This is a genomic window from Sodalis sp. C49, from assembly GCF_046352915.1.
Classification (GTDB): Bacteria; Pseudomonadota; Gammaproteobacteria; order Enterobacterales; family Enterobacteriaceae; genus Acerihabitans.
Map to the genome: position 1 here is coordinate 4,908,099 of NZ_CP163303.1, position 20,881 is coordinate 4,928,979.

The following is a 20,881-nucleotide window of genomic DNA, read 5'->3' on the forward strand; positions in this document are numbered from 1 at the left end:
GGCGCGGATGCGAAGCGCGCCGCGCCAGGTCGCGGTTTGCTGCCGGCGTCATAGCGCTCCTGCTGGGGGACAGGATGTCAACAGGCAGGTAACGGAATATCGCGCAATAGTAATGTGATCCTTATCACTTAACTGCACATTTCATCATAATATTTAACATTTCGGCGTAAAAAATGTGATCAATATCGATAGATATGCCAAAAATTTATCGTATGTTGTATGCATATGTTGGCTAATTAATTTTACATATCAGCTAACATGTAAATTATATTGTGCCTCCCGCCGACGATGATAAAAGTGAGGAATTGCCGATGTATACCTACAAAGGCCTGGTAGAGCAGGTGATAGCGGAAAACAAAGCCACCCTGCTGGCCGTGGATGAAGCTGAAATAAGCCAATTGATGGATGAAATTTGTAAAGCAAAGACCATTCAACTCTATGCCATGGGGCGAATGCAACTCTCGGTGCGCGCGTTCGCCATGCGCCTGAAACATATGGGGTTCGACAGCTATGTGGTTTACGACACCACCACGCCCTGTCTTGGCGCGGGCGACTTGCTGATCGGCCATTGCGCGGTCACCAATGTCGAGCTGAACGTGATAAAACTGGCCAAGGAGGCCGGCGCCCGGGTGGCGCTGCTTACCGCCCATCCGGAAAACGAACACGGCGGCTATGCCGATCTGACCGTGCGCGTGCCGGGGCAGATTTTCGGCGGCGACCAGGAAGTGCCGTCAATCCAGCCGATGTCCTCGCTGCTGGAGCAATCGCTGTTTCTGTTTGTCGATATCATTACCATGCTGTTGATTGAAAAAACCGGTATTTCCCTCGACGAGATGAAAACACGCCATACCAATCTGGAAGGCTTGCCGCAAAAATTTGCCTGAGACCCGTACCCTTATTTAAAAAGGTTCCACGATGAAAGACGGTGACATTATTCAAATAGCGCATCTGGTGGAAAACCTGGATGACGCCATGGCGCATTATTATCAAGTATGCGATATCGGCCCCTGGGATGTGTATACCTATGGCCCGCACAATATTCGCCATTCACTCTATCGCGGCAAACCGGCGGAGCATATTTATAAAATAGCCGTGTGCTGGGTTAATGGAATTCAAATGGAATTAATGCAGCCGGTCAGCGGTTATAGCATCTATGACGAATATATTGAAAAGCACGGCTACGGCCTGCACCACATGAAGCTGTATTTCCAGGATTGCGACCAGGCGATTGCGCGTTATGCGGCGCGCGGCTACCAGGTGGTGCAAAGCGGCAATATAGGTGACGATGTTTTTTATTATCTTGATACCGAAGAACGGTTTCAGGGCGCGGTGATCGAATTAGGCAATGCCGGCGCTATCCCGCAACCCGAAAGCCGTTATCCCGCCTGATAAAGCTTAGTCAGCGATAAGGAAAAACCATGAAAAAGATCAATGCAATGGCGCTCTGCATGCTGTTGGGCGCGTCCGTCAGCCTGTTGCCCAGCATCAGCGGCGCCGCCGACAAGGAATTAACCATGGTGGGCATCCCGAAATTACGCTCCGCCTGGTTTAACGATTATGAAAAAGGGCTGAAAAAAGCCGGTAAGGATTTTGATGTCAAGGTCTATCAGCAGGCGCCCGCGTCGCCGGATGAGGCGCAGCAGGTGCGTATTATCGAGGATTCGATAAGCCAGGGCGTTAATGCGCTGCTGGTGGTGCCGAACAACGCCAGCTCCTGCGAGCCGGTATTTGCCCGCGCCCATGAAAAGGGCATCGTGGTGATTACCCATGAATCGGTGAATCAGCCCAATGCCGATTACGATGTGGAAATGATTGAAAATGAAAAATTCGGCAAATATATGATGGATCAATTTGCCCAGCACGCTAAAGACGGCGGGGAATATGCCATTTTTGTCGGCTCGCTTACCGTGCCGGCCCATAATATCTGGGCGGACGCCGCCATCAAGGAGGCCAAGGAAAAATACCCGAACCTGAAGCTTATTGCCGACCGTTTCCCGGTCAGCGAGGACCGTAACGCCTCGCGCCAGAAAACGCTGGAACTGCTGTCGACCTATCCGGATTTAAAAGGCGTGATCTCCTTCGGCAGCCAGGGCGCGCCGGGTGCCGCCCAGGCGCTGCGCGAAAAGGGGCTGGTAGGCAAGCTGACCGTGATGGGCACCACTTCGCCCAAGGAAAGCGCCTCGTTCCTCAAGGACGGTTCCATTACCACCTCCGTGCTCTGGAGCCCGGGCGATGCCGCCTATTCCATGACCTATATCGCCAAGATGATCCTTGACGGCAAACGCGATCAAATCAAGAACGGCCTGGAAATCCCCGGCATCGGCAAGCCGGTTGTCGACGGCAAAAATATCATTTTTGATAAGCCGCTGACGGTCACCAAGGAAAACTACAGCCAGTACGATTTCTAATCATAGCCACTCCAGGCGTGGCGCCCTTGACCGGGAACCACGCCGTTACGCCTGAGGAATACGACATGGAATTTCTTGCCGTTGAACATGTTACCAAGACATTTGACGGGGTCACCGCCCTCAATGATGTCAGTTTTGACATTAACGTCGGGGAAATTCACGGTTTAGTGGGGGAGAACGGCTGCGGTAAGTCGACCCTGATGAAGATTGTCGCCGGGGTCCTGGCCTACGATCGCGGTTTGCTGCGCATCAACGGCCGGCGCATCGAAAAATATTCCGCCATCGAGGCGGTAAAACAGGGTATCGGCATTATCTACCAGGATCTGTCGTTATTTCCCAACCTGACGGTAATGGAAAATATCTACATCAGCCAGATGATCAACGACCAGAAACCCTGGGTGTTTTCCAGCGCCTATCAGGAGCAGGTGAAGGCCATTATCGGGCAGTTGGGCGTCAGCCTGGACCTGGATGCCCTGGTGGAGGATTTGCCCATTGCCAAACAGCAATTGGTGGCCATCGCCCGGGCGCTGATCAACGACTCGCGGCTGATTATCCTTGATGAGCCGACCACCGCCCTGACGCGCACCGAAATCAAACATCTGTTTACCCTTCTCAACCGCCTGCGCTCCCGGGGCATCTCGTTTATTTTTATCAGCCATAAGCTGAACGAACTGCTGGAAATCTGCGATCGCATTACCGTCATGCGCGACGGGCGGCTGATCGACACCGTCGCCGCCCACGCGCTGACCACCGCGCGGATTGAAGAGCTGATGCTGGGGTATGAACTGACCTATCCGCCGCGCGTCTCCCATGCCACGCAGAACGTGCTGCTGAGCGTGCGCGGGCTCAGCAAGAAAAACAGTTTCCAGGATATCAGTTTCGATTTACACCAGGGCGAGGTGCTGGGTATCGCCGGCCTGCTGGGCGCGGGGCGCACCGAGCTGGCGCTGGCGCTGTTCGGCGTGGAGCCGGCCCAGGAGGGGCAAATACTGATTGATAACCGTCCGGTGCGCATCGGCGGCATCAGCGCCGCCGTGGCCAACGGCATTGCCTATGTGCCGGAGGACCGGCTCGCGCAGGGGCTTATCATGGAGCAAAGCATTGCCGCCAATACCGCCATCTGCTCGCTGAAGGATTACCTTAATCCGCTGAAACTGATTAACAGCCGCAAAATGCGCGCCGCGGTAAGGGGATTGCTCCAGGGCATGCAGGTGAAATACGGTGGCATGGATAAAGAGATCCGCATGCTGTCGGGCGGCAATCAGCAAAAAGTGGTGCTGGCCAAATGGCTGGCGACCAATCCGCGCATCTTTATCCTCGACAGCCCGACGGTGGGCATCGACGTCGGCGCTAAAAGTTATATCTACCAGACGGTGAAAGAAAAAGCGGCAGCGGGTATGGGCATCGTGTTTATTTCCGACGAACTGCCGGAGCTGCTGGCGAATTGCGATCGCATCATCATGATGACCCGGGGGCGTTTCGGTAAGGAATACGCGACCGATGCCGTCGACAACGAGGCGTTGCAGCAGGAGATGGAAAGTGCCTGATATCAAGAGGTGGTCTTATTATGGCTTTTGTTAAACTTTTTAAAGCGCGTGAAGCAGTGCTGTTAATACTGATTATCGTATTTTCCATCGCCATCGCCCTGATCAATCCGGCCTTCCTGTCATTGGACAATATCGCCAGCCTGCTTAAATCCTATACGGTGCTGGGGATCTTCGCCCTCGGGGTGCTGCTGGTGCTGCTCTCCGGCGGTTTCGACGTGTCGTTTACCGCCATCGCCCAGGTGGCGCAGTACGCCGTGGTGTATTGGTTTTTGCAGGCCAATCTGGACAATATTTACCTGGCGATTTTGTGCAGCATGATAATCGGCGCGGCCATGGGCTTATTAAACGGCGTCATAATTTATTATTTCAAGATTACCGCCATTATCGTCACCATCGCCACCAACAGCCTGTTCTACGGCTTATTGTATGTCGTGACCCAGGGCGACCTGATTTACGATATTCCGCCGTCGTTCCTTGGGCTGGCGGAATTAAAGATTTTCCCGCTGCATGCCGCCAACGGCTCGCTTTACGGCATCAGCTTTGTCACCTGCCTGTGGTTCTTGCTGGCGATTGTCCTGCATTTTTTCCTGCGCCATACCATCCTTGGGCGCAGCCTGTACGCGGTGGGCGGCAATGCGCTCTCCGCCGAACGGGTGGGATTCAACCTGAAAAAAACCACCTTGTTTATCTATACCCTGGTGGGGGCCATTTCCGGTTTTGCCAGTATCGTCCAGGTGTCGATTGTGCAAACGGTGATCCCCAATTCCATCGTCGGGTCGGAACTGCAGGTCATCGCCGCCGTGGTATTGGGCGGGGCATCGGTCACCGGCGGGCGCGGCACCGTGCCGGGCACGCTGCTCGGGGTACTGTTGTTCGCCATTCTCAGCAATAGCCTGACCCTGCTGAAAGTCTCTCCCTATTATTACAACGTATTCACCGGCCTGGTGATCCTGGTAAGCGTAGCGGCTAACGCGCTGCAGGTCATCAAGCAACGGCGTTCGCGGGTGCGGGTTTTGGTTGAACTTAAGGAGCCATCATGAAAGCGGTCGGCAACAGTAATACACTACCGGGCGCGGCGGCGGGCCTGCCGCCGGCGCTGAAAGAAAACGCCTCGCTGTATGTGGTGCTGGCGGCGGTCTTTATGGTGATGTATGCCTTGAACGGCGACAAATTCCTCAGCCTGCAGAACTTCAGCTCCATGGCGTATCAGCTGCCCATCGTCGGTTTCCTGTCGCTGGGCATGATGATTTCCATGTTGTCCGGCGGCATTAACCTGTCGATTATCGCCACCACCAACCTGAACGGCATCGTCATCGCCCTGTTTTTGCAATCCGTGTCGGTTAACGGCATGAAGCTGGCCTCGGGCGAGATGGTGGCGCTGGCCATTTTCCTGGGGCTGCTGGCCTGCATTCTGGTGGGCGTAGTCAATGGTTTGCTGATAGCCCTGCTGAAAATTCCGGACATCCTGGTGACCCTGGGCACCATGACCTTGATTTCCGGCCTGAATGTGGTCTTTACCAAGGGGTATACCATTACCGGATTTCCGCCGGCGCTGGTGAATATCGGCAATGGCCAGAGTTTCGGCGTGCCCAACTCGCTGTATCTGTTTGCCGCCGCCGCCATCGTCGCCTCGGTGATCCTCAATAAGACCCGGTTTGGTTTTAACCTGTACATGATGGGTTCCAATCCGGTGGCCGCGCGCTTTTCCAACGTCAATACCGTCAAGGTGACGGTGATCCAGTATGTGCTGTCGTCGTGTTTCGCCGCCCTGACCGCGCTGGTGATGATAGGCCAGCTGAACTCGGTCAAGGCCAGCTATGCGGATTCGTACCTGCTGGTGGCGGTGCTGGCGGCGTTCCTGGGCAAAGTCAGTCCGTTCGGCGGTTTCGGCCGCGTATCCGGCGTGGTGCTGGCGGTGATTATCCTGCAGCTTATCTCCAGCGGCCTGAACCTGCTGCGCCTGGATCCGTTTATGATCACCGCCACCTGGGGCGGCATTATCATCGTCATCGTGGTGTGCCGCGGCCTGTTTGCCTGGCTCGGCAAGCGGCTAAAGCCGCGCAACCCGTGACAGACATCGGCATAACAAAGGTATCCGTATGTATATTGGCATTGATTTAGGCGGCACCAAGACCGAGGTTATCGCGCTGGATCCGGCGGGCGGCGAACTGTACCGTTACCGGGTGCCGACGCCGCGCGACGATTATGCGGCGACGCTTGCCACCATCCGCGATCTGATCCTGGGGGCGGAGCGGGCGGTGGGCGAACAGGGCTCCATCGGCATCGGCATTCCCGGCAGCCTGTCCCGGCTGACCGGCAAGGTCAAGAACGCCAATTCGGTATGGCTTAACGGCCGGCCGTTCAAGGAGGATTTGGGCGCGCTGCTGGGGCGTCCCATTACGGTTGCCAACGACGCCAACTGCCTGGCGATATCCGAGGCCACCGACGGCGCCGGCGCCGGCGAGGAAATGGTGTTCGCGGTGATCATCGGCACCGGCTGCGGCGGGGGCCTGGCGGTCAACGGCCGGGTGTATGCCGGCCATAACGGCATCGCCGGCGAATGGGGCCATAATCCGCTGCCCTGGCCCGACGCGACCGAATTGGTATACCAGCGCGAAGTGCCCTGTTACTGCGGCAAAACCGGCTGCAATGAAACCTTTATCTCCGGCACCGGTTTTGCCACCGCCTACCGGCGCGCCGCCGGGGCGACCCTGAGCGGCGCGGAAATCGCCCGGCGCGCCGGGGACGGCGACGGCGACGCCGAACTGGCGCTGCAGCAGTATGAGCGCCGCCTGGCCAAGGCGCTGGCCGGCGTGATTAATACCCTGGACCCGCGGGTGATTGTGCTGGGGGGCGGCATGAGCAACGTGGATCGGCTGTATACCACGCTGCCGGCGCTATTGCCGCAATGGGTATTCGGCGGCGAGTGCGATACGCCGGTGCGCAAAGCCCGTCATGGTGATTCCAGCGGGGTTCGCGGCGCGGCCTGGCTGCCGCGCATCGATTAGCACGCCGTGTCTGTCTATCGGCGTAATAGAATGGGTCGGTAACGCCATTAAAGGTCTATGCTTAGCGGTATAGACCTTTTTATCTCTTGAATGGAGCACAACGCCATGACCGACCCTAAAACCGATGCGGTAAAAACCGGCGAATCCAATGCCGGCGAAGGACAGAAACCCGAGGATGTGACCATCAGCCAGGGGCTGGGTAAGCTTTTCGAGGCGGAAGAAGAATTGACCGATGAGCAGACGGACGCCATGGCCGAAAAGGCCCGGGCGGCGGCCAAAGACAGCCGGGCCGAACGCGATAACAAGAACGCCCAGATAGCCTCGGGCAACGATAAATAATCGCCCCCCCGGGGCTTATTGCCGCCGGCGCGCCCGCGCCGGCACGCCGCGCATCCCGCACTGAAATTTCGTGACCGGCCTCTCACCATCTTATTCATTTGCACAAATAATTTCATTTCCCCACGCGCAACACTGTGCCGTTTTCCAATGTTGGCGCAAAAACCGCTAACTATAATGACTTATATCCCAATAACTTAACGCCGATATCCGGCAAATAAACCGACCGCGTAGAGGCACAGGTTATGAAGATTACCGCGATTGAAGTGATGCGCGTGGCGATGCCGTTCACGTCCGGCAGAAGCAGCGACCAGACGGGCGGCGGCGGGGATGACGCCTATAATGCCGCCTCGCGCGAGCTGACCCGCATGGAAACATTATTGGTGCGTGTGACCACGGACGACGGTCTGCAGGGATGGGGCGAGGGGTTTGGTCATTTGTCCAATCCCGTGACCTACGCCGCGCTGGACGGCCCGGTGGGACGATTTTTCCTCGGCCGGTCCTTCGACGGCACGACCGCGGGCTTAGGACAACTGATGGATCACGCGCAGCGGGCTTTTCATGCCTTTGGCCGCAGCGGGCCGGTCCAGTTCGCGCTGTCGGCGATGGATATCGCCTTATGGGATCTGTGCGCCAAACAGGCCGGTAAACCGTTGTGGCAGCTATTGGGCGCCGCACGCGGGGAAATTGGCGTGTACGCCAGCCTGGTAAGCTATGACAACGACCCGTCGCAGGTGGCCGCCCATGCCCTGCGCGCCTACCGCGCCGGCTTTCGCGCCATCAAGCTGCATGAAACCGAGTATGCCGCCATCGCGGCGGCGCGCGACGCCTTGCCGGACGACGCGCAGCTGATGGTGGACGTAAACTGCCCGTGGCCGGTGGACGAAGCCTGCCGGCGGGCGCAGGCCCTCAATGAACTGGGCCTGGCCTGGCTGGAGGAACCGGTCTGGCCGCCGGACGATCTGGCCGGACTGGCCCGGGTGCGGGCCTGCGGCACGCCCATCGCCGCCGGCGAAAATGCCCAGGGCGTGCAGGGATTTCTACAGCATTTCGCGGCGGGGGCCGTCAGCGTCGCCCAGCCGAGCGTGGCCAAAATCGGCGGCATCAGCGCCGCCCTTGACGTTTACCGGCTGGCGCGCCATTACGGGGTAAAAGTGGTGCCGCATTGCTTTTATTATGGCGCGGCGCTATTGGCCACGGCGCATCTGGTGGCCACGTTGCCGGAGGATATCGCGCTCGAGGTGCCCTATTTGCAGTGGCCCGAACCCTTATATGCCGAACTGAATTTCCAGCCGCGCCTGCGGCTGCCCACCACCCCGGGGCTGGGATTCGCCCCGGATGAAGACCTTCTCGCACGCTACCGCGTTGCCCATAGCAGCCTGACCCGGGAGAAAGCCTGATGTTTAAGCATAACTATCGTTTTATCGTGGCGTTGCTGCTATTCGCCGCCGGCATGCTCAACTATCTCGATCGCGCGGCGCTCTCGGTGATGGCGCCGCTGATTAAACAGGATTTGCATATCGGCGATGCGCAGATGGGCATTTTATTCAGCTTCTTTTTTGTCGGCTATTGCCTGTTCTGCTTTATCGGCGGCTGGGGGGCGGACAGGTTCGGCCCGCGCAGAGTGTATGCCTGGGCCGCCGGCTTCTGGTCGTTCTTTTGCGGCGCCACCGCCCTGGCCACCGGTTTTGGCCATCTGCTTATCGTGCGCATCCTGTTCGGCATCGGCGAAGGACCGATGGGCACCACCACCAATAAATCCATTTCCAATTGGTTTCCGCGCCGGGAAGTGGGCAGGGCGGTGGGCTTTACCAACGCCGGCCAGCCGCTGGGCGCGGCCGTCGCCGCGCCGATTGTCGGCCTGGTGGGGCTTAACTTCGGCTGGCGCGTCTCTTTTGTGGTGATTGCCTGCCTGGGCTTTGTCTGGCTGGCGCTGTGGCTGGTGTTTTTTCGCGACCGTCCGGAGCAGCACCGCCGCGTCTCCCCGCAGGAGGTGGCGCTGATCACCGCCGATCGCCCGGCCAAACCCGCGGCTGCGGCCGCCGGCGCGCAGAAACACGGCGTGTTCTTTTTTGTGCTGTCGATGCCGGTTTTGGGCGTGGCGGCGGCGTTCTTTTGTTTTAACTATATCCAGTTCTTTTTCCTGTCATGGCTGCCCAGCTACCTGACGGATTTCCAGCATCTGGATATCAAGAGCATGAGTATTGTCGGCATCCTGCCCTGGCTCGGCGCGACGGTCGGCTTTATCGGCGGCGGGCTCGTCTGCGACGCCCTGTTCCGCAAAACCGGCAACTTCCTGCTGTCGCGCAAGCTGGTTATCGTATGCGGCCTGGCCATCGCCGCGCTGTGCGTGCTGATGACCGCCTATGCGTCCAGCTTAGGGGCGGCGGTCACCCTGATAACCGTCGCCAGCGTTTTCGCCTATATGACGCCGCAGGCGTGCTGGTCGCTGTTGCAGGATATCGTGCCGGCGCAGCGCATCGGTTCCGCCGGAGGGTTTGTCCACCTGCTGGCCAATTTGGCCGGTATCCTGTCCCCCGGCATCACCGGCTTTTTGATCCAGTACGGCGGCGGCTACCATTCGGCGTTTATCCTCGCCAGCATCCTGGCGGTGGCCGGTATCGTGGTGATGCTGCTGTTTGTGCGCCAGCGCAAGGTGGATAGCCTTCGCCTGCAGGCCGCCTGAAAACCCGCCAGTCTCTCACAGCGCCCATGCCCGCCAGGCGGGCATGGGCGCGCGTTAAAAATGATCATAGGCCATACGATGGAAAGTGATCCAGGTCGCTTTTCCGTTCCTGCAAACCTCTATATTTTATTTATTCTCTGCGCGGTTTATTGACTATAAAGCCTGGCGCGGGAAAATTTTTCATTTATATTTTTTGTTGCGAGTGATTAATTTTTAATTGTCACGAAGTGACCTTATTTAATGTGTGCGGTTATCAGACCATGGCAGTGAATAATTCACTCGCCTCTTTTTCATTCATTTCGTTAAATGCGAGGAGTTAACTATGGAAAAAATATTTATTGCAACCATTTTACTGACAGCGAGTTGCGGCGCACTGGCACAGGGCCCCTATAATGTCCGTGTCGAGAATTTAAACGATTGTGATATTAAAGTAGATGCTTTTAACCAGACGGAAGTGATAATAACGCAGGGCAATACGCGTACAATTACTGTGCCGGGGGGACCCACGGCGATATATCCGGCGTCCCGACGCGTTGCGGATAATGTATGTACCTTCGACCAGACGCTTGATCTGCGCGTCGATGGCGATACCGCCCAACTAATAAGTTATAATTGGAATAACAATGTTAGAGGTTTGAATGTACTGGGTTTTATGGGCGGTGTCGGTTATTCCTTTGAACGATCGGTAACACGCGGGCAAGATACCGCCCTTGGCGTTATTAATCGCACCTTTATCAATGCCCCTGGTTACAGCCGGCTGGTGACAATGACGGTTCAGCCGCGTTAACTGGCCGCATTACCCGGGCGCTCATGACAGCCCATCTTCAAGTAATCCACGAAAGGGGGTAGGGGGCGGGAATATTATTTTCGCGGATATACAATAGTTATAGAAATATTTTTTCTATCAGAAATATATTTTTTTAGTTTAAATCAGGTCACGGGGTGATGTGGTTTTTAACCTGCGTCTGGTGAATGGGATGCAATAAAAATTAAATGGACAGCTTATCTTTATCATCAAAATAGGAACATTAATATAGTGGTTTTTGCCGATAATTAATAGCGCGCAATTATTATTTTATTAGTATGGCCGCCATCAGATTCTAAACCAGTTGAGGTTTTATATGAATAAATTATACGTTCTCCTTGCATTGCTGGCCGTCAGCAGCGGTGCGTTAGCCCAGGTGCCTTATACCGTGCGGGTGACAAATTTGACCGACTGTCCCGTTAGGGTGGATACGCCAACGCAACCGGAGGTCATTATAACGCAGAACCAAACGCGGGATATTGCCGTGCCGCATGGCAATACCGCGATATACCCAGCATCAATTTTCACCGGAATCGGATGCCACTACGATCAAACGCTTGATCTGCAGGTAAATGGCGATAATGCCATTATGTACAGTTCTAATTGGTTTAACAACGTGCGGCGGTTACATATTCAAGGCGATATGGGGGGCGTCGGTTATGTTTTTGATCGCAGCGTCGCGCAGGGCGAGAACAGCGCGCTTGCCGTGTTTAATCGCAGTTTTTACAACGCAGATGGCTTTAGCCGGTTAGTGACCATCGAAATCCGGCGTCCCTAAAAGGATGATAGACACCAAGGCGGCAAGGCGCCGGCGATGGAAAGATAGGGCGCCATGGCGTGGACCGCCTGCTATCTCCGTTTACGCCCGCCGGCGCCCGGACGGGCCAGTGCGGGTAGCCGATTCCGTTCTCGTCCGGCATTTGATGATCCACGACAATAACCCCCGGCGCCCGGCGGCTAAAATAAAGCGCGCGCCCCGCTTTACCATGACGATAACCAGAAAGCGGCGCGGCGCTGAAAAAGAGGCCGGTTGCGCTTTCGTTTTCCGGTAATGATGCCGGCGGGTATGTCAGGGTGGGAAAGCGATGAATGAAGACGCGGTGGGTCTGTTAATCGAGCGGTGGCGCAACGATCCGGCCGGCACCTATCAAAGCTGGTTTTTATGGGATCAGCGCATCAAGAATTTCCGGTCGATCCGCCGGGGCATCACGCAGGTGGTGGATGAAATCGAGCGCGGGGTCTTCGGCAATCAGTATCGCGGCTCGTCATTGGAAACCATCGTCCATTCGATTGCGGAACAGCGGCAGATATTCAAGGGCGCCGATCACGCCTTTTTATGGAAACCCAAGCTGCGTATTCCCGATATTTATGAAAACGCGGACCATCAGCGCGCCTTCGGCCATTTGCTGTTTACCTGTGCCGGCTGCACCGGCGCCGACCCGATTATCAGCGCCATCCACCACATCGATCGCCTGGCGATTAAGGGATTGGGGCCGGCGGTGGCCAATTTGCTTTATTTTCTCCATCCAACGCTGATGCCGCCGTGCAATACCGCTATCGTCAAAGGCTACAATGCCCTCACCGGCGCCAACGTTAAACTGGGCAAATGGCAGGAGTACCTGGCCATGCGGCGCGGCATTATCGCGCTGAACGAGACCTGGCGCCCGTTGCTGTCGAACGATTTTGGCGCGATAGCGGGATTATTGTTCGATCTGGGCAGCGGGCGTTACCCGGTTCCGCCCCGCGCCGATGACCGCGAGGGGCGCCGGATCTGGGAAGCGGATCTGGCGCAGGTGCGTGCCGACGGCGCCGGCGCGGCCAAGGCGCAGCAGCTGGCGGGCGAAAACGAGCGCACCCATACCGAGATCCAGGGCTGGCTGCGCGATCTGGGCCTGGCCCTGGGCTACAGCGTGTGGATTGCGTCCAACGATCGCCGGCGTCCTTATGGCAACGGCGTGCTCGGGTCCGGCTGCCTGGAGCAGTTGCCGGCGGATATTGTCGCCTCGCCCGCCGCCGACGCCATCCGGCTGATTGACGTGCTATGGCTGAACGCGCAGCGCGATCGGGTGATGGCGGCGTTTGAGGTGGAGCATACCACCTCGATCTACTCCGGCATCGTGCGCATGCTGGATCTGGCCCTGAGCGGCGATACCCAGGCCAGCGAAGGGCTGTTCCTGGTGGCGCCGGACAACCGTGAGACGGAGGTGCAGGCCCAGCTGCGCCGTCCGGCCTTCAGCCGCGTGGCCGATATGAAAGTGCGTTACCTGCCCTACAGCGAATTGGCGAATCATCGCGCAGCGCTGGCGCGCTTCGGCAACGGCATCAAAGGCATGTACGCCATCTCCAAAGACCTGGCCTGATCGCGGGGGCTGCTTGATGGTGGCCGGCACGGGCGGCGGCTGTCGATTTTTTGTTCGTCAAAAGTGCCGTCGGCGGCGGCGATTCGTCACCCGTGACGGTGAGAAACCGACGCGGGTTGTGCGTCTTCCCGCCGCCGGTTAGGTTGCGCCGGCAGCTTAGCTGTGGGCATTGCCCGGACGCAGGTAAATCACCCAGTAGGTTAATCCCACCAGCAGGCCGCCGCCGATAATATTGCCGAGGGTCACTGGTATCAGATTATCGACGATAAACTGGCCCACCGTCAGCGAGGCGTACTGATCCGGCGAGGCGTGGATGGCCTGCCAGAAGTCGGGCGGGGCAAAATCACGGATAAGAATAGCCAGGGGAATCAGGAACATATTGGCGATGCTGTGCTCAAAACCGCTGGCGACAAACATACCGATGGGCAGCAGCATGGCGAAGATTTTATCGCTGAGCGAATGGCCCGAATAGCTCAGCCACACCGCCAGGCAGACCATCAGGTTGGCCAGGATCCCCAGGCAGACCGCCTCGATAAAGGTATGGTGCATCTTGTGATCGGCGGTTTGCAGCACGTTCAGGCCCCAGCCGCCGTTGCCCGCCATATACTGGCCGGCAAACCAGATCAGCGCCACGAAAAACAGCGCCCCTGCCAGGTTGCCGATATAAACGTTTATCCAGTTCAGGGTCAATTGCCGCCAGGTGATTTTGCCGCTGGCCTTGGCCACCACCGTCAGTACCGTTGAGGTAAACAGATCGGCGCCGCACACCACCACCAGGATCAGGCCCAGCGAAAAACACAGCCCGCCCACCAGTTTGGTCAGGCCGCCGGCGGGGCCGGGACCGGCGGTCACGGTAATATAAAAAGCAAAGGCAATGGAGATGAACATGCCGGCGGTCATGGCCAGGAAAAAGGTCATCTCCGGTTTTTTCATGGTCTTGTATACCCCCGCCTGCTCGGCCATTTTGGCCATTTCCGCTGGCAGGCGCAGATCAAAATAATTTTCACTATTCATAATGACTCCCGGTTATTTTTGCAATAACTGCTTGTTATTTACCTTCAGAACATGTGCTTACAGAGATAAAAAGAGTGTGACGCGAGGATTAATGCATTTCCCATACCAGTGTTGATTAATGATAAGATGCCGGGGGCGGGGTAGGGTAAATCTAGAGCATTGAGCGGCAAGGAAAAATGTAAAAGAGAATTATTTTCATCACGGTGCAAAATAATCATCCGCCGAGAGAAATATAAACCGTAATATAACTAAATATATATCGATTGCGCCGCTGTCGCCCGTTACGGCGCGGCCGCAAAATGAAATGACGCATCAGATCAAATTAATGACCCGCGTGAATATTTTTTCCCTCCACTCTCCTTTAAAATACAGCGAAGGAATAAATGTGAATATTGCGAAACTATCCTGATGCTCAAGACGTCGAATGATACTGAACATAGCGGGTTATGGCAGGATGCGATCATCGAGCTCTCGCAACGGCTTTTTTTCCAGCGCGACGCCGAATCCCTGCTGGCCGCGCTGTTGCCGCTGCCGATCCCCTGTCAGTGTATTGACCTGATGCTTTCGCTGCCCAAACGCCATCTGATTTGCGATAAGAACGGCGCGCGCGCCGCGCCGGCGCCGCTTCCCGACGACGAACTGGCGGAACCCCTTAGCCGGTGCGCGTTGCCGGTCGCCTCTCCCCGCAGGCAGTTTGGCGAGGTGATATTTACCCGCGCCGACGGCTACCATTACAGCCGGGACGAACGGGCTTTTTTGCGCCGCCTGGCGCAGCTGCTGGCGCTGGCGCTGGAAAATCTTGGCGTCCATGAGACCCTGCGCCAGGAAAACGACCAGTTGCGCCATGAGCGCGACCATCACCGCATCCTGGTGGATGTCACCAATTCGGTCCTTTCCTGCCTGGATATGGATGCGCTGGCCGCGGAAGTATCAAAGGAGATACACCGGTTTTTCGGCATCGACTATATCAGCCTGGCGCTGTGCGAGGGCGGCGGCGACAACGCCTCGCTTAATGTTTACCTGACCCGCTATACGGCGGGCACGCCGATGCGCCGCGAGCAAAAGCGCGTGCCCATGGCGGGCAGCCGCCTGGCGGCGCGGGTGTTGACGGAGTGCCGGCCGCTGCTGGTGGATTTGCGCGACGCGCCGCAGCTTGGCGACGAAGATCCCCATTTGGCGGCCATGCTGGATGACGGGCTGCAGACCTTATGCCTGCTGCCGCTGGTGTTCGGGCACAAGCCGCTGGGCATCCTGAAACTGGCGCTGTGCAGCAGCGACACGTTTAGCGAGGACAACCTGCGCCTGCTCAGCCAGGTCAGCGCCCGTATCGCCATCGCGGTGGACAATGCCCGTTCCTATGATGAGATTTCCCGGTTAAAGGATAACCTGGAACATGAAAACATCTGGCTCAACGAGCAGATGCACGACAGCGGCAGCTTCGGTGAAATTATCTGGCAAAGCGCGGCGATGAGCGCGCTGCTGGAGCAGGTGGAAATGGTGGCGGACAGCGACAGCACGGTGCTGATTTTAGGCGAAACCGGCACCGGCAAGGAGCTGATTGCCCGCGCCATTCACAACCACAGCGCGCGCAGCGGCAAACGCATGGTGAAAATGAACTGCGCCGCCGTGCCGTCCGGCCTGATGGAAAGCGATTTGTTCGGTCACGAAAAGGGCGCCTTTACCGGCGCCATTACGACCCGCCAGGGGCGTTTTGAGCTGGCGGAAGGCGGTACGCTGTTTCTCGACGAAGTGGGGGACATGCCGCTGGAACTGCAGCCCAAGCTGCTGCGGGTATTGCAGGAGCGTGAAATCGAACGGCTCGGCGGCAGTAAAGTGATTCCGGTGAACGCGCGGCTGATTGCCGCCACTAACCGCGATCTGAAGCAAATGGTGGCGGATCGGGAATACCGCAGCGACCTGTACTACCGGCTGAACGTTTTTCCCATCACCATCCCGCCGCTGCGCGACAGGCCGGAGGATATTCCGCTGCTGGCCAAGTTTTTCACACAGAAAATCTCCCGGCGCATGAATCGCGCTATCGACAGCATTCCCGGCGAGACCCTGCGCCAGCTCAGTCAGTATCCGTGGCCGGGCAACGTGCGCGAGCTGGAGAATGTGATTGAGCGGGCGGTGATCCTCACGCGCGGCAATACGTTGAACCTGCGCCTCGATGAACTGCAGCGCGCCGCGCCGGTGGCCGACGCGCCCGCGACCCATGCGGCGCCCAGGCCAAGGTCCGATACCGCCCCGCCGGAAAACGACGAGGCGGAGCGGGTGCGGATTATCCAGGCGCTGCGCGAGGCCAACGGCATCGTGGCCGGGCCGCGCGGCGCGGCCTTCAAGCTGGGCGTCAAGCGCACCACGCTGCTGTCGCGCATGCAGCGCCTCGGGATTTCACCTCAGGAATGGTAGCCCGCCTCGTTGCCGGATTCGCCATGCCGGGAGGGTAAAAAGCTGGTTTGCGCCTGGCTGTTGTTGATAATGCGATTATTGGCTATCGGGTGAATATCTGCCGGCACAGGTTGGTTTTAGGGGAAGCCGGTGAGGGTTAGGTTGGAGACGGTTTTGCGTTTATGTTAAGTCGGTGACGGTTTCGCGTTTATGTGGGATCGGAGACGGTTTCGCTTGCCTTGCGTTCGGTGGTTATATGGAATGCCGGGTGCCGGCAAGCGACAAGGAGGTTCGCTGCGCCCGAACCTCCTTGACCTCCGGGCGTCCGGCAGATCGTGCGCCGCTGCGCGGTGCCCGGCATCACGCATCCCGGCTTTTGGACCGCACGGGACGCGCTCCCGGCGCGGCCCTTAGCTTTCGCCGCTCCCGGCGGCTCATCCAGCCGTGCTACGCGCCGCCGGCGCACTCTATGCCGGCAACAAGGTCAACACCAACGTCTGTTGGATGATGCGTTTTTGCCAGATTTCAGGCGCATGCACTTTCCGGGCAAATGATCGGGGACTTACGGTCTATGGCCGAATTCTACTGGCTAAATGCTAAATGCTAAATGCTAAATGCTAAATGCTAAATGCTAAATGCTAAATGCTAAATGCTAATGTCGAATGCTGATGCTGATGCTGATGCTGATGCTGATGCTGATGCTGATGGTGTTGGATGTTGGATGTTGGATGCTGAAGATTGAGGATTGAGGATTGAGGATTGAGGATTGAGGATTGAGGATTGAGGATTGAGGATTGAGGATTGAAGATTGAAGATTGAAGATTGATACTTTCCGGTATGACCTGATACTTCGCTGTGCCATTGCCTGCCATTGTGATTAGCCGCATCTCAATTGCATGCCGGCTCCCAATAAACAACAGCGACTATATTGTTCCCAATAAAACCTCACTGACCGCGACATAGGTCCCGGCATAGAGCGCGCTGACGTTGCCTGTGACCCCGGCATGAGCCGCCGGGAGCGGCGAAAGGCCCGGTGGCGCCGGGAGCGCTAACCGGGCCGGTGCATAACGGGGGCATGGGCGGCGGAAGGCATCGCGCAGCGACGCGCGACCTGCCGGGCGCGCGGAGGTCAAGGAGGCCGCCGCGGTACGGCCTCTTTGTCGCTTGCCGGCGCCCGGCATTCCATATAACCACCGAACGCAAGGCAAGCGAAACCGTCTCCGATCCCACATAAACGCGAACCCGTCTCCGATCCCACATAAACGCGAACCCGTCATCGATCCAACACAAACGCGAACCCGCCACCGATCCAACACAAACGCGAACCCGCCACCGACCCAACATAAACGCGAACCCGTCACCGATCCAACACAAACGCGAACCCGCCACCGATCCAACACAAACGCGAACCCGCCACCGACCCAACATAAACGCGAACCCGTCACCGACCCAACATAAACGCGAAACCGTCACCGACCCAACATAAAAAAAACCGGTGCCAGCCTAGCATACAGGCTAAGCCGGCACCGGTTTAACACTGCTATCAGGCGGGAATAATCGCGTCATCCACCGCATTGCGCAGCCGCGCCTTCAGCTGGCTATATTCCGTCTGTACGTAACTTTCCGCCCAGCGCTGATCGGCGATGGCCTCCAGTTTCACCGCGCAGTACTTATATTCCGGCGTTTTTGAGATAGGATCGAGATGATCGATCGTCAGCTCGTTACAGGCGCCAATCCACCACTGATAGGTCATGTACACCGCCCCGAGGTTGATGCGCTCGCTTACCGAGGCCCGGGTAATCACCTTGCCGCGGCGCGAGGTCACCCACACCAGCTGCTGATCGCGGATACCCAGCCGTTCGGCGTCCTGCGGGTTAATCTGCACATAACCCGGTTCGTCGGCCAGGGTGGCCAGCGCGGTGCAGTTGCCGGTCATCGAACGGCAGGAATAATGCCCCACTTCGCGCACGGTACAGAGCACCAGCGGGAAATCGCCGTCCACCAGATCCATCGGCGCGCGCCACTCGGCGGCGAACAACAGTCCCTTGCCGCCCGGACGGTCAAACTTATTGCCCGCATACAGCCACGGCGTGCCCGGACTGCTTTCCTCGGTGCACGGCCAGGGAATATACCCGTACCCGGCCAGCTTCTCATAGGTGGCGCCCACATACAGCGGACACAGGCCGCGCAGCTCGTCCCAGATTTCCTTGGTGTTGTTGTAATGCATCGGATAGCCCAACGCGGTGGCCAGCAGGCTGATGATTTCCCAGTCCGGCTTAACGTTAAACTTCGGCTCAATGGCTTTTTCAAAATGCTGGAAACCCCGATCCGCCGCGGTATAGACCCCCTCATGCTCGCCCCAGGACGTGGCGGGCAGAATCACGTCGGCTTCCGACGCCGTCTTGGTCATAAAGATATCCTGCACGATCAGCAGGTCCAGCTGTTTGAACGCCTGACGCATCACCGACAGATCCGGCTCGGTCTGCAACGGATCCTCACCCATCACATAGTTGGCCCTGATTTCGCCGCTTAGGATCTTATGCGGCACGTCGGTCAAGGTAAAACCCGGCTCCGGATCAAGCGTTTCCACGCCCCAGGCGCGGGCGAATTTTTCCCGCGCCGCCGGATCGGTCACCGGCTGGTAGCCGGGGAACATATTCGGCAGCGCGCCCATATCGCAGGCGCCCTGCACATTATTCTGCCCGCGCACCGGGCCGACGCCGACGTTCGGCTTGCCCAGATTGCCGGTCAGCAGCGCCAGGCCGGAAAGCCCTTTCACCACATCCACCGCCTGGCCCCATTGGGTCACGCCCATGCCCCATAAAATGGTGGCGGTGGGCGCGGCGGCGTACATGCGCATGGCTTCCCTGATTTGCTGCGCCGGCAGGCCGGTAATTTCCTCGGCATATTCCGGCGTATATTTGGCCACGATAGCGCGGTATTCGTCGAACCCTTCGGTATGGCGCGCGACGTAATCGGCGTCATACAGCCCTTCGTTGATCAATACGTGGGCGAATGCGTTCACCAGTGCCATATTGGAGCCGTTTTTCAGCGGCAGCCACAGGTCGGCCAGACGCGCGGTTTCGATACGCCGGGGATCGCAGACGATCACCTTGGCGCCTTTCTGCTTGGCCTTCAGGATGCGCCGCGCCACGATAGGGTGCGAGTCAGCCGCGTTATAGCCGAATACCAGCAGGCACTTGGTGTCTTCGATTTCGCAAATGGAGTTGCTCATGGCGCCGTTGCCCAGCGTCACCTGCAGGCCGGAAACCGAGGGGCCGTGGCAGACACGGGCGCAGCAGTCGACGTTGTTATTGCCGATGACCGCGCGGGCGAATTTTTGCATCACGTAATTGGTTTCATTGCCGGTGCCGCGCGAGGAGCCGGTCTGCATAATGGCCTTGGCGCCATATTTCTGCTTGATGTCGCGCAGGCGGGAACTGGTATATTCGATCGCCTCGTCCCAGGACACTTCCTCCAGGTTGCCGCCTTTTTCGCGGCGGATCATCGGACTGCGCAAGCGGGGGGTCAGCAAGCGGGTGTCATTGAGGAAATCCCAGCCATAATACCCCTTAAGGCATAGCTGGCCCTGGTTGGTGACGCCGTCCGCCGCTTCCGCGCCGACAACATTCCCGTTTTCAACCAACAGGTTGATCTTGCAGCCGGAGCCGCAGTACGGACATACGGTGAGTGCTTTATGCATTATGCCATACCCCTTGTGGAGGATTTTTTACCTATCTTCCAGCGGTTAATAAAAGAAGCGGTCATGACAGGACGGCGCTGAAGCCTTCCAACGCGGCCCGCTGCCGTTTTTTCAGTTTCATCATTTCGACGGTCTCGTGGGTCATCAACACCAGCGCGTCGGTGGGACACACATTCACGCAGGCCTGGCCCCCGGCATGGCCTACGCACAGATCGCATTTCTGCGCTTCCGCCTTGATGCTATGGCCGGCTAATGGATTACGATCGTCATACACATGGCGCGTGACGATATCCATGGCGCCATAGGGACAGGCGACGGCGCAGGTTTTGCAGCCGATGCATTTTTCCTGCAATACCTGGATGGAATCCTCGGCGTGGATAATGGCGCCGTTCGGGCAGGCATTGGCGCACGGGGCGTCCTCGCACTGCCGGCACAGCACCGGAGTGCTGATATTCCACTCTTTCATCACTTTCAGGCGCGGCAAAAAATTGTCGTGATTGAGCGCGCCGGGGTGGTCGCCGTTGTGCGCCATGACGCAGGCGACTTCACAAGTGAAGCAGCCAATGCATTTTTGTGGATCGGCAATAACGAACCGGTTCATTCATTTCTCCTCGCGGTTCCAT

The 20,881-nt window shown here is 57.7% G+C and carries 17 protein-coding genes; 14 read left to right on the forward strand and 3 right to left on the reverse strand.

Annotated features, from left to right (window positions below; genetic code table 11):
- The first annotated feature begins 311 nt into the window (after window positions 1-311).
- The 13 genes from ABUK12_RS22165 to ABUK12_RS22225 all read left to right on the forward strand — a co-directional run bounded on the left by ABUK12_RS22165 (window position 312) and on the right by ABUK12_RS22225 (window position 13,150).
- Window positions 312-884 (forward strand): sugar isomerase, encoded by a 573-nt coding sequence (locus ABUK12_RS22165; protein WP_410013845.1) that lies wholly within the window; start codon window positions 312-314, stop codon window positions 882-884.
- 31 nt (window positions 885-915) lie between these two features.
- Window positions 916-1,389, forward strand: a complete 474-nt coding sequence (locus tag ABUK12_RS22170) for a VOC family protein (protein WP_410013846.1) — start codon at window positions 916-918, stop codon at window positions 1,387-1,389.
- A gap of 29 nt (window positions 1,390-1,418) precedes the next feature.
- Window positions 1,419-2,408 carry an autoinducer 2 ABC transporter substrate-binding protein gene (locus ABUK12_RS22175; protein ID WP_410013847.1) on the forward strand — a complete coding sequence of 330 codons (990 nt, stop codon included), beginning with the start codon at window positions 1,419-1,421 and terminating at the stop codon, window positions 2,406-2,408.
- A gap of 65 nt (window positions 2,409-2,473) precedes the next feature.
- On the forward strand, window positions 2,474-3,955 hold the full coding sequence (locus tag ABUK12_RS22180) for a sugar ABC transporter ATP-binding protein (protein WP_410013848.1): 1,482 nt from the start codon (window positions 2,474-2,476) through the stop codon (window positions 3,953-3,955).
- Window positions 3,956-3,975: 20 nt separating this feature from the next.
- The gene (locus tag ABUK12_RS22185; RefSeq protein ID WP_410013849.1) at window positions 3,976-4,995 is read left to right on the forward strand and encodes an ABC transporter permease; all 1,020 of its coding nucleotides are present in this window, start codon (window positions 3,976-3,978) and stop codon (window positions 4,993-4,995) included.
- Entirely contained in the window at window positions 4,992-6,026 is a 1,035-nt protein-coding gene (locus tag ABUK12_RS22190; protein WP_410013850.1) for an ABC transporter permease, read from the forward strand. Before ABUK12_RS22185 ends, ABUK12_RS22190 begins: the two co-directional genes overlap by 4 nt.
- Window positions 6,027-6,054: 28 nt before the next feature.
- Complete coding sequence (gene mak / locus ABUK12_RS22195) at window positions 6,055-6,963, forward strand: fructokinase (RefSeq protein ID WP_410013851.1); 909 nt, start codon at window positions 6,055-6,057, stop codon at window positions 6,961-6,963.
- Window positions 6,964-7,068: 105 nt separating this feature from the next.
- Window positions 7,069-7,302 (forward strand): hypothetical protein, encoded by a 234-nt coding sequence (locus ABUK12_RS22200; protein WP_410013852.1) that lies wholly within the window; start codon window positions 7,069-7,071, stop codon window positions 7,300-7,302.
- Between the two features lie 242 nt (window positions 7,303-7,544).
- Entirely contained in the window at window positions 7,545-8,699 is a 1,155-nt protein-coding gene (locus ABUK12_RS22205; protein WP_410013853.1) for a mandelate racemase/muconate lactonizing enzyme family protein, read from the forward strand.
- Window positions 8,699-9,985, forward strand: coding sequence for an MFS transporter (locus tag ABUK12_RS22210; RefSeq protein WP_410013854.1), 1,287 nt, complete (start codon window positions 8,699-8,701; stop codon window positions 9,983-9,985). The genes ABUK12_RS22205 and ABUK12_RS22210 overlap by 1 nt, the downstream gene beginning before the upstream one ends.
- A 322-nt stretch (window positions 9,986-10,307) precedes the next feature.
- Entirely contained in the window at window positions 10,308-10,772 is a 465-nt protein-coding gene (locus ABUK12_RS22215; protein WP_410013855.1) for a hypothetical protein, read from the forward strand.
- Window positions 10,773-11,106: 334 nt separating this feature from the next.
- Entirely contained in the window at window positions 11,107-11,568 is a 462-nt protein-coding gene (locus ABUK12_RS22220; protein WP_410013856.1) for a hypothetical protein, read from the forward strand.
- 307 nt (window positions 11,569-11,875) lie between these two features.
- Entirely contained in the window at window positions 11,876-13,150 is a 1,275-nt protein-coding gene (locus ABUK12_RS22225; protein ID WP_410013857.1) for a type II restriction endonuclease, read from the forward strand.
- Window positions 13,151-13,306: 156 nt separating this feature from the next.
- Here the strand turns inward: ABUK12_RS22225 and focA are convergent, their stop codons facing one another.
- Window positions 13,307-14,164, reverse strand: coding sequence for a formate transporter FocA (focA, locus tag ABUK12_RS22230; protein ID WP_410013858.1), 858 nt, complete (start codon window positions 14,162-14,164; stop codon window positions 13,307-13,309).
- Window positions 14,165-14,572: 408 nt separating this feature from the next.
- On the opposite strand from focA, the gene ABUK12_RS22235 reads away from it, so the two are divergent.
- The gene (locus ABUK12_RS22235; RefSeq protein WP_410013859.1) at window positions 14,573-16,576 is read left to right on the forward strand and encodes a sigma 54-interacting transcriptional regulator; all 2,004 of its coding nucleotides are present in this window, start codon (window positions 14,573-14,575) and stop codon (window positions 16,574-16,576) included.
- A gap of 1,522 nt (window positions 16,577-18,098) precedes the next feature.
- Here the strand turns inward: ABUK12_RS22235 and fdhF are convergent.
- On the reverse strand, window positions 18,099-20,258 hold the full coding sequence (gene fdhF / locus ABUK12_RS22240) for a formate dehydrogenase subunit alpha (RefSeq protein ID WP_410013860.1): 2,160 nt from the start codon (window positions 20,256-20,258) through the stop codon (window positions 18,099-18,101).
- A gap of 61 nt (window positions 20,259-20,319) precedes the next feature.
- Window positions 20,320-20,859: a 4Fe-4S dicluster domain-containing protein gene (locus tag ABUK12_RS22245; protein ID WP_410013861.1), complete on the reverse strand. Its 540-nt coding sequence runs from the start codon at window positions 20,857-20,859 to the stop codon at window positions 20,320-20,322.
- Between the last annotated feature and the right edge of the window lie 22 nt (window positions 20,860-20,881).

Bases quoted from the DNA above. Each gene is read 5' to 3' on its own strand.
- ABUK12_RS22165 (WP_410013845.1), top strand. From the start codon at position 312: ATGTATACCTACAAAGGCCTGGTAGAGCAGGTGATAGCGGAAAACAAA.
- ABUK12_RS22170 (WP_410013846.1), top strand. From the start codon at position 916: ATGAAAGACGGTGACATTATTCAAATAGCGCATCTGGTGGAAAACCTG.
- ABUK12_RS22175 (WP_410013847.1), top strand. From the start codon at position 1,419: ATGAAAAAGATCAATGCAATGGCGCTCTGCATGCTGTTGGGCGCGTCC.
- ABUK12_RS22180 (WP_410013848.1), top strand. From the start codon at position 2,474: ATGGAATTTCTTGCCGTTGAACATGTTACCAAGACATTTGACGGGGTC.
- ABUK12_RS22185 (WP_410013849.1), top strand. From the start codon at position 3,976: ATGGCTTTTGTTAAACTTTTTAAAGCGCGTGAAGCAGTGCTGTTAATA.
- ABUK12_RS22190 (WP_410013850.1), top strand. From the start codon at position 4,992: ATGAAAGCGGTCGGCAACAGTAATACACTACCGGGCGCGGCGGCGGGC.
- mak (WP_410013851.1), top strand. From the start codon at position 6,055: ATGTATATTGGCATTGATTTAGGCGGCACCAAGACCGAGGTTATCGCG.
- ABUK12_RS22200 (WP_410013852.1), top strand. From the start codon at position 7,069: ATGACCGACCCTAAAACCGATGCGGTAAAAACCGGCGAATCCAATGCC.
- ABUK12_RS22205 (WP_410013853.1), top strand. From the start codon at position 7,545: ATGAAGATTACCGCGATTGAAGTGATGCGCGTGGCGATGCCGTTCACG.
- ABUK12_RS22210 (WP_410013854.1), top strand. From the start codon at position 8,699: ATGTTTAAGCATAACTATCGTTTTATCGTGGCGTTGCTGCTATTCGCC.
- ABUK12_RS22215 (WP_410013855.1), top strand. From the start codon at position 10,308: ATGGAAAAAATATTTATTGCAACCATTTTACTGACAGCGAGTTGCGGC.
- ABUK12_RS22220 (WP_410013856.1), top strand. From the start codon at position 11,107: ATGAATAAATTATACGTTCTCCTTGCATTGCTGGCCGTCAGCAGCGGT.
- ABUK12_RS22225 (WP_410013857.1), top strand. From the start codon at position 11,876: ATGAATGAAGACGCGGTGGGTCTGTTAATCGAGCGGTGGCGCAACGAT.
- focA (WP_410013858.1), bottom strand. From the start codon at position 14,164: ATGAATAGTGAAAATTATTTTGATCTGCGCCTGCCAGCGGAAATGGCC.
- ABUK12_RS22235 (WP_410013859.1), top strand. From the start codon at position 14,573: ATGCTCAAGACGTCGAATGATACTGAACATAGCGGGTTATGGCAGGAT.
- fdhF (WP_410013860.1), bottom strand. From the start codon at position 20,258: ATGCATAAAGCACTCACCGTATGTCCGTACTGCGGCTCCGGCTGCAAG.
- ABUK12_RS22245 (WP_410013861.1), bottom strand. From the start codon at position 20,859: ATGAACCGGTTCGTTATTGCCGATCCACAAAAATGCATTGGCTGCTTC.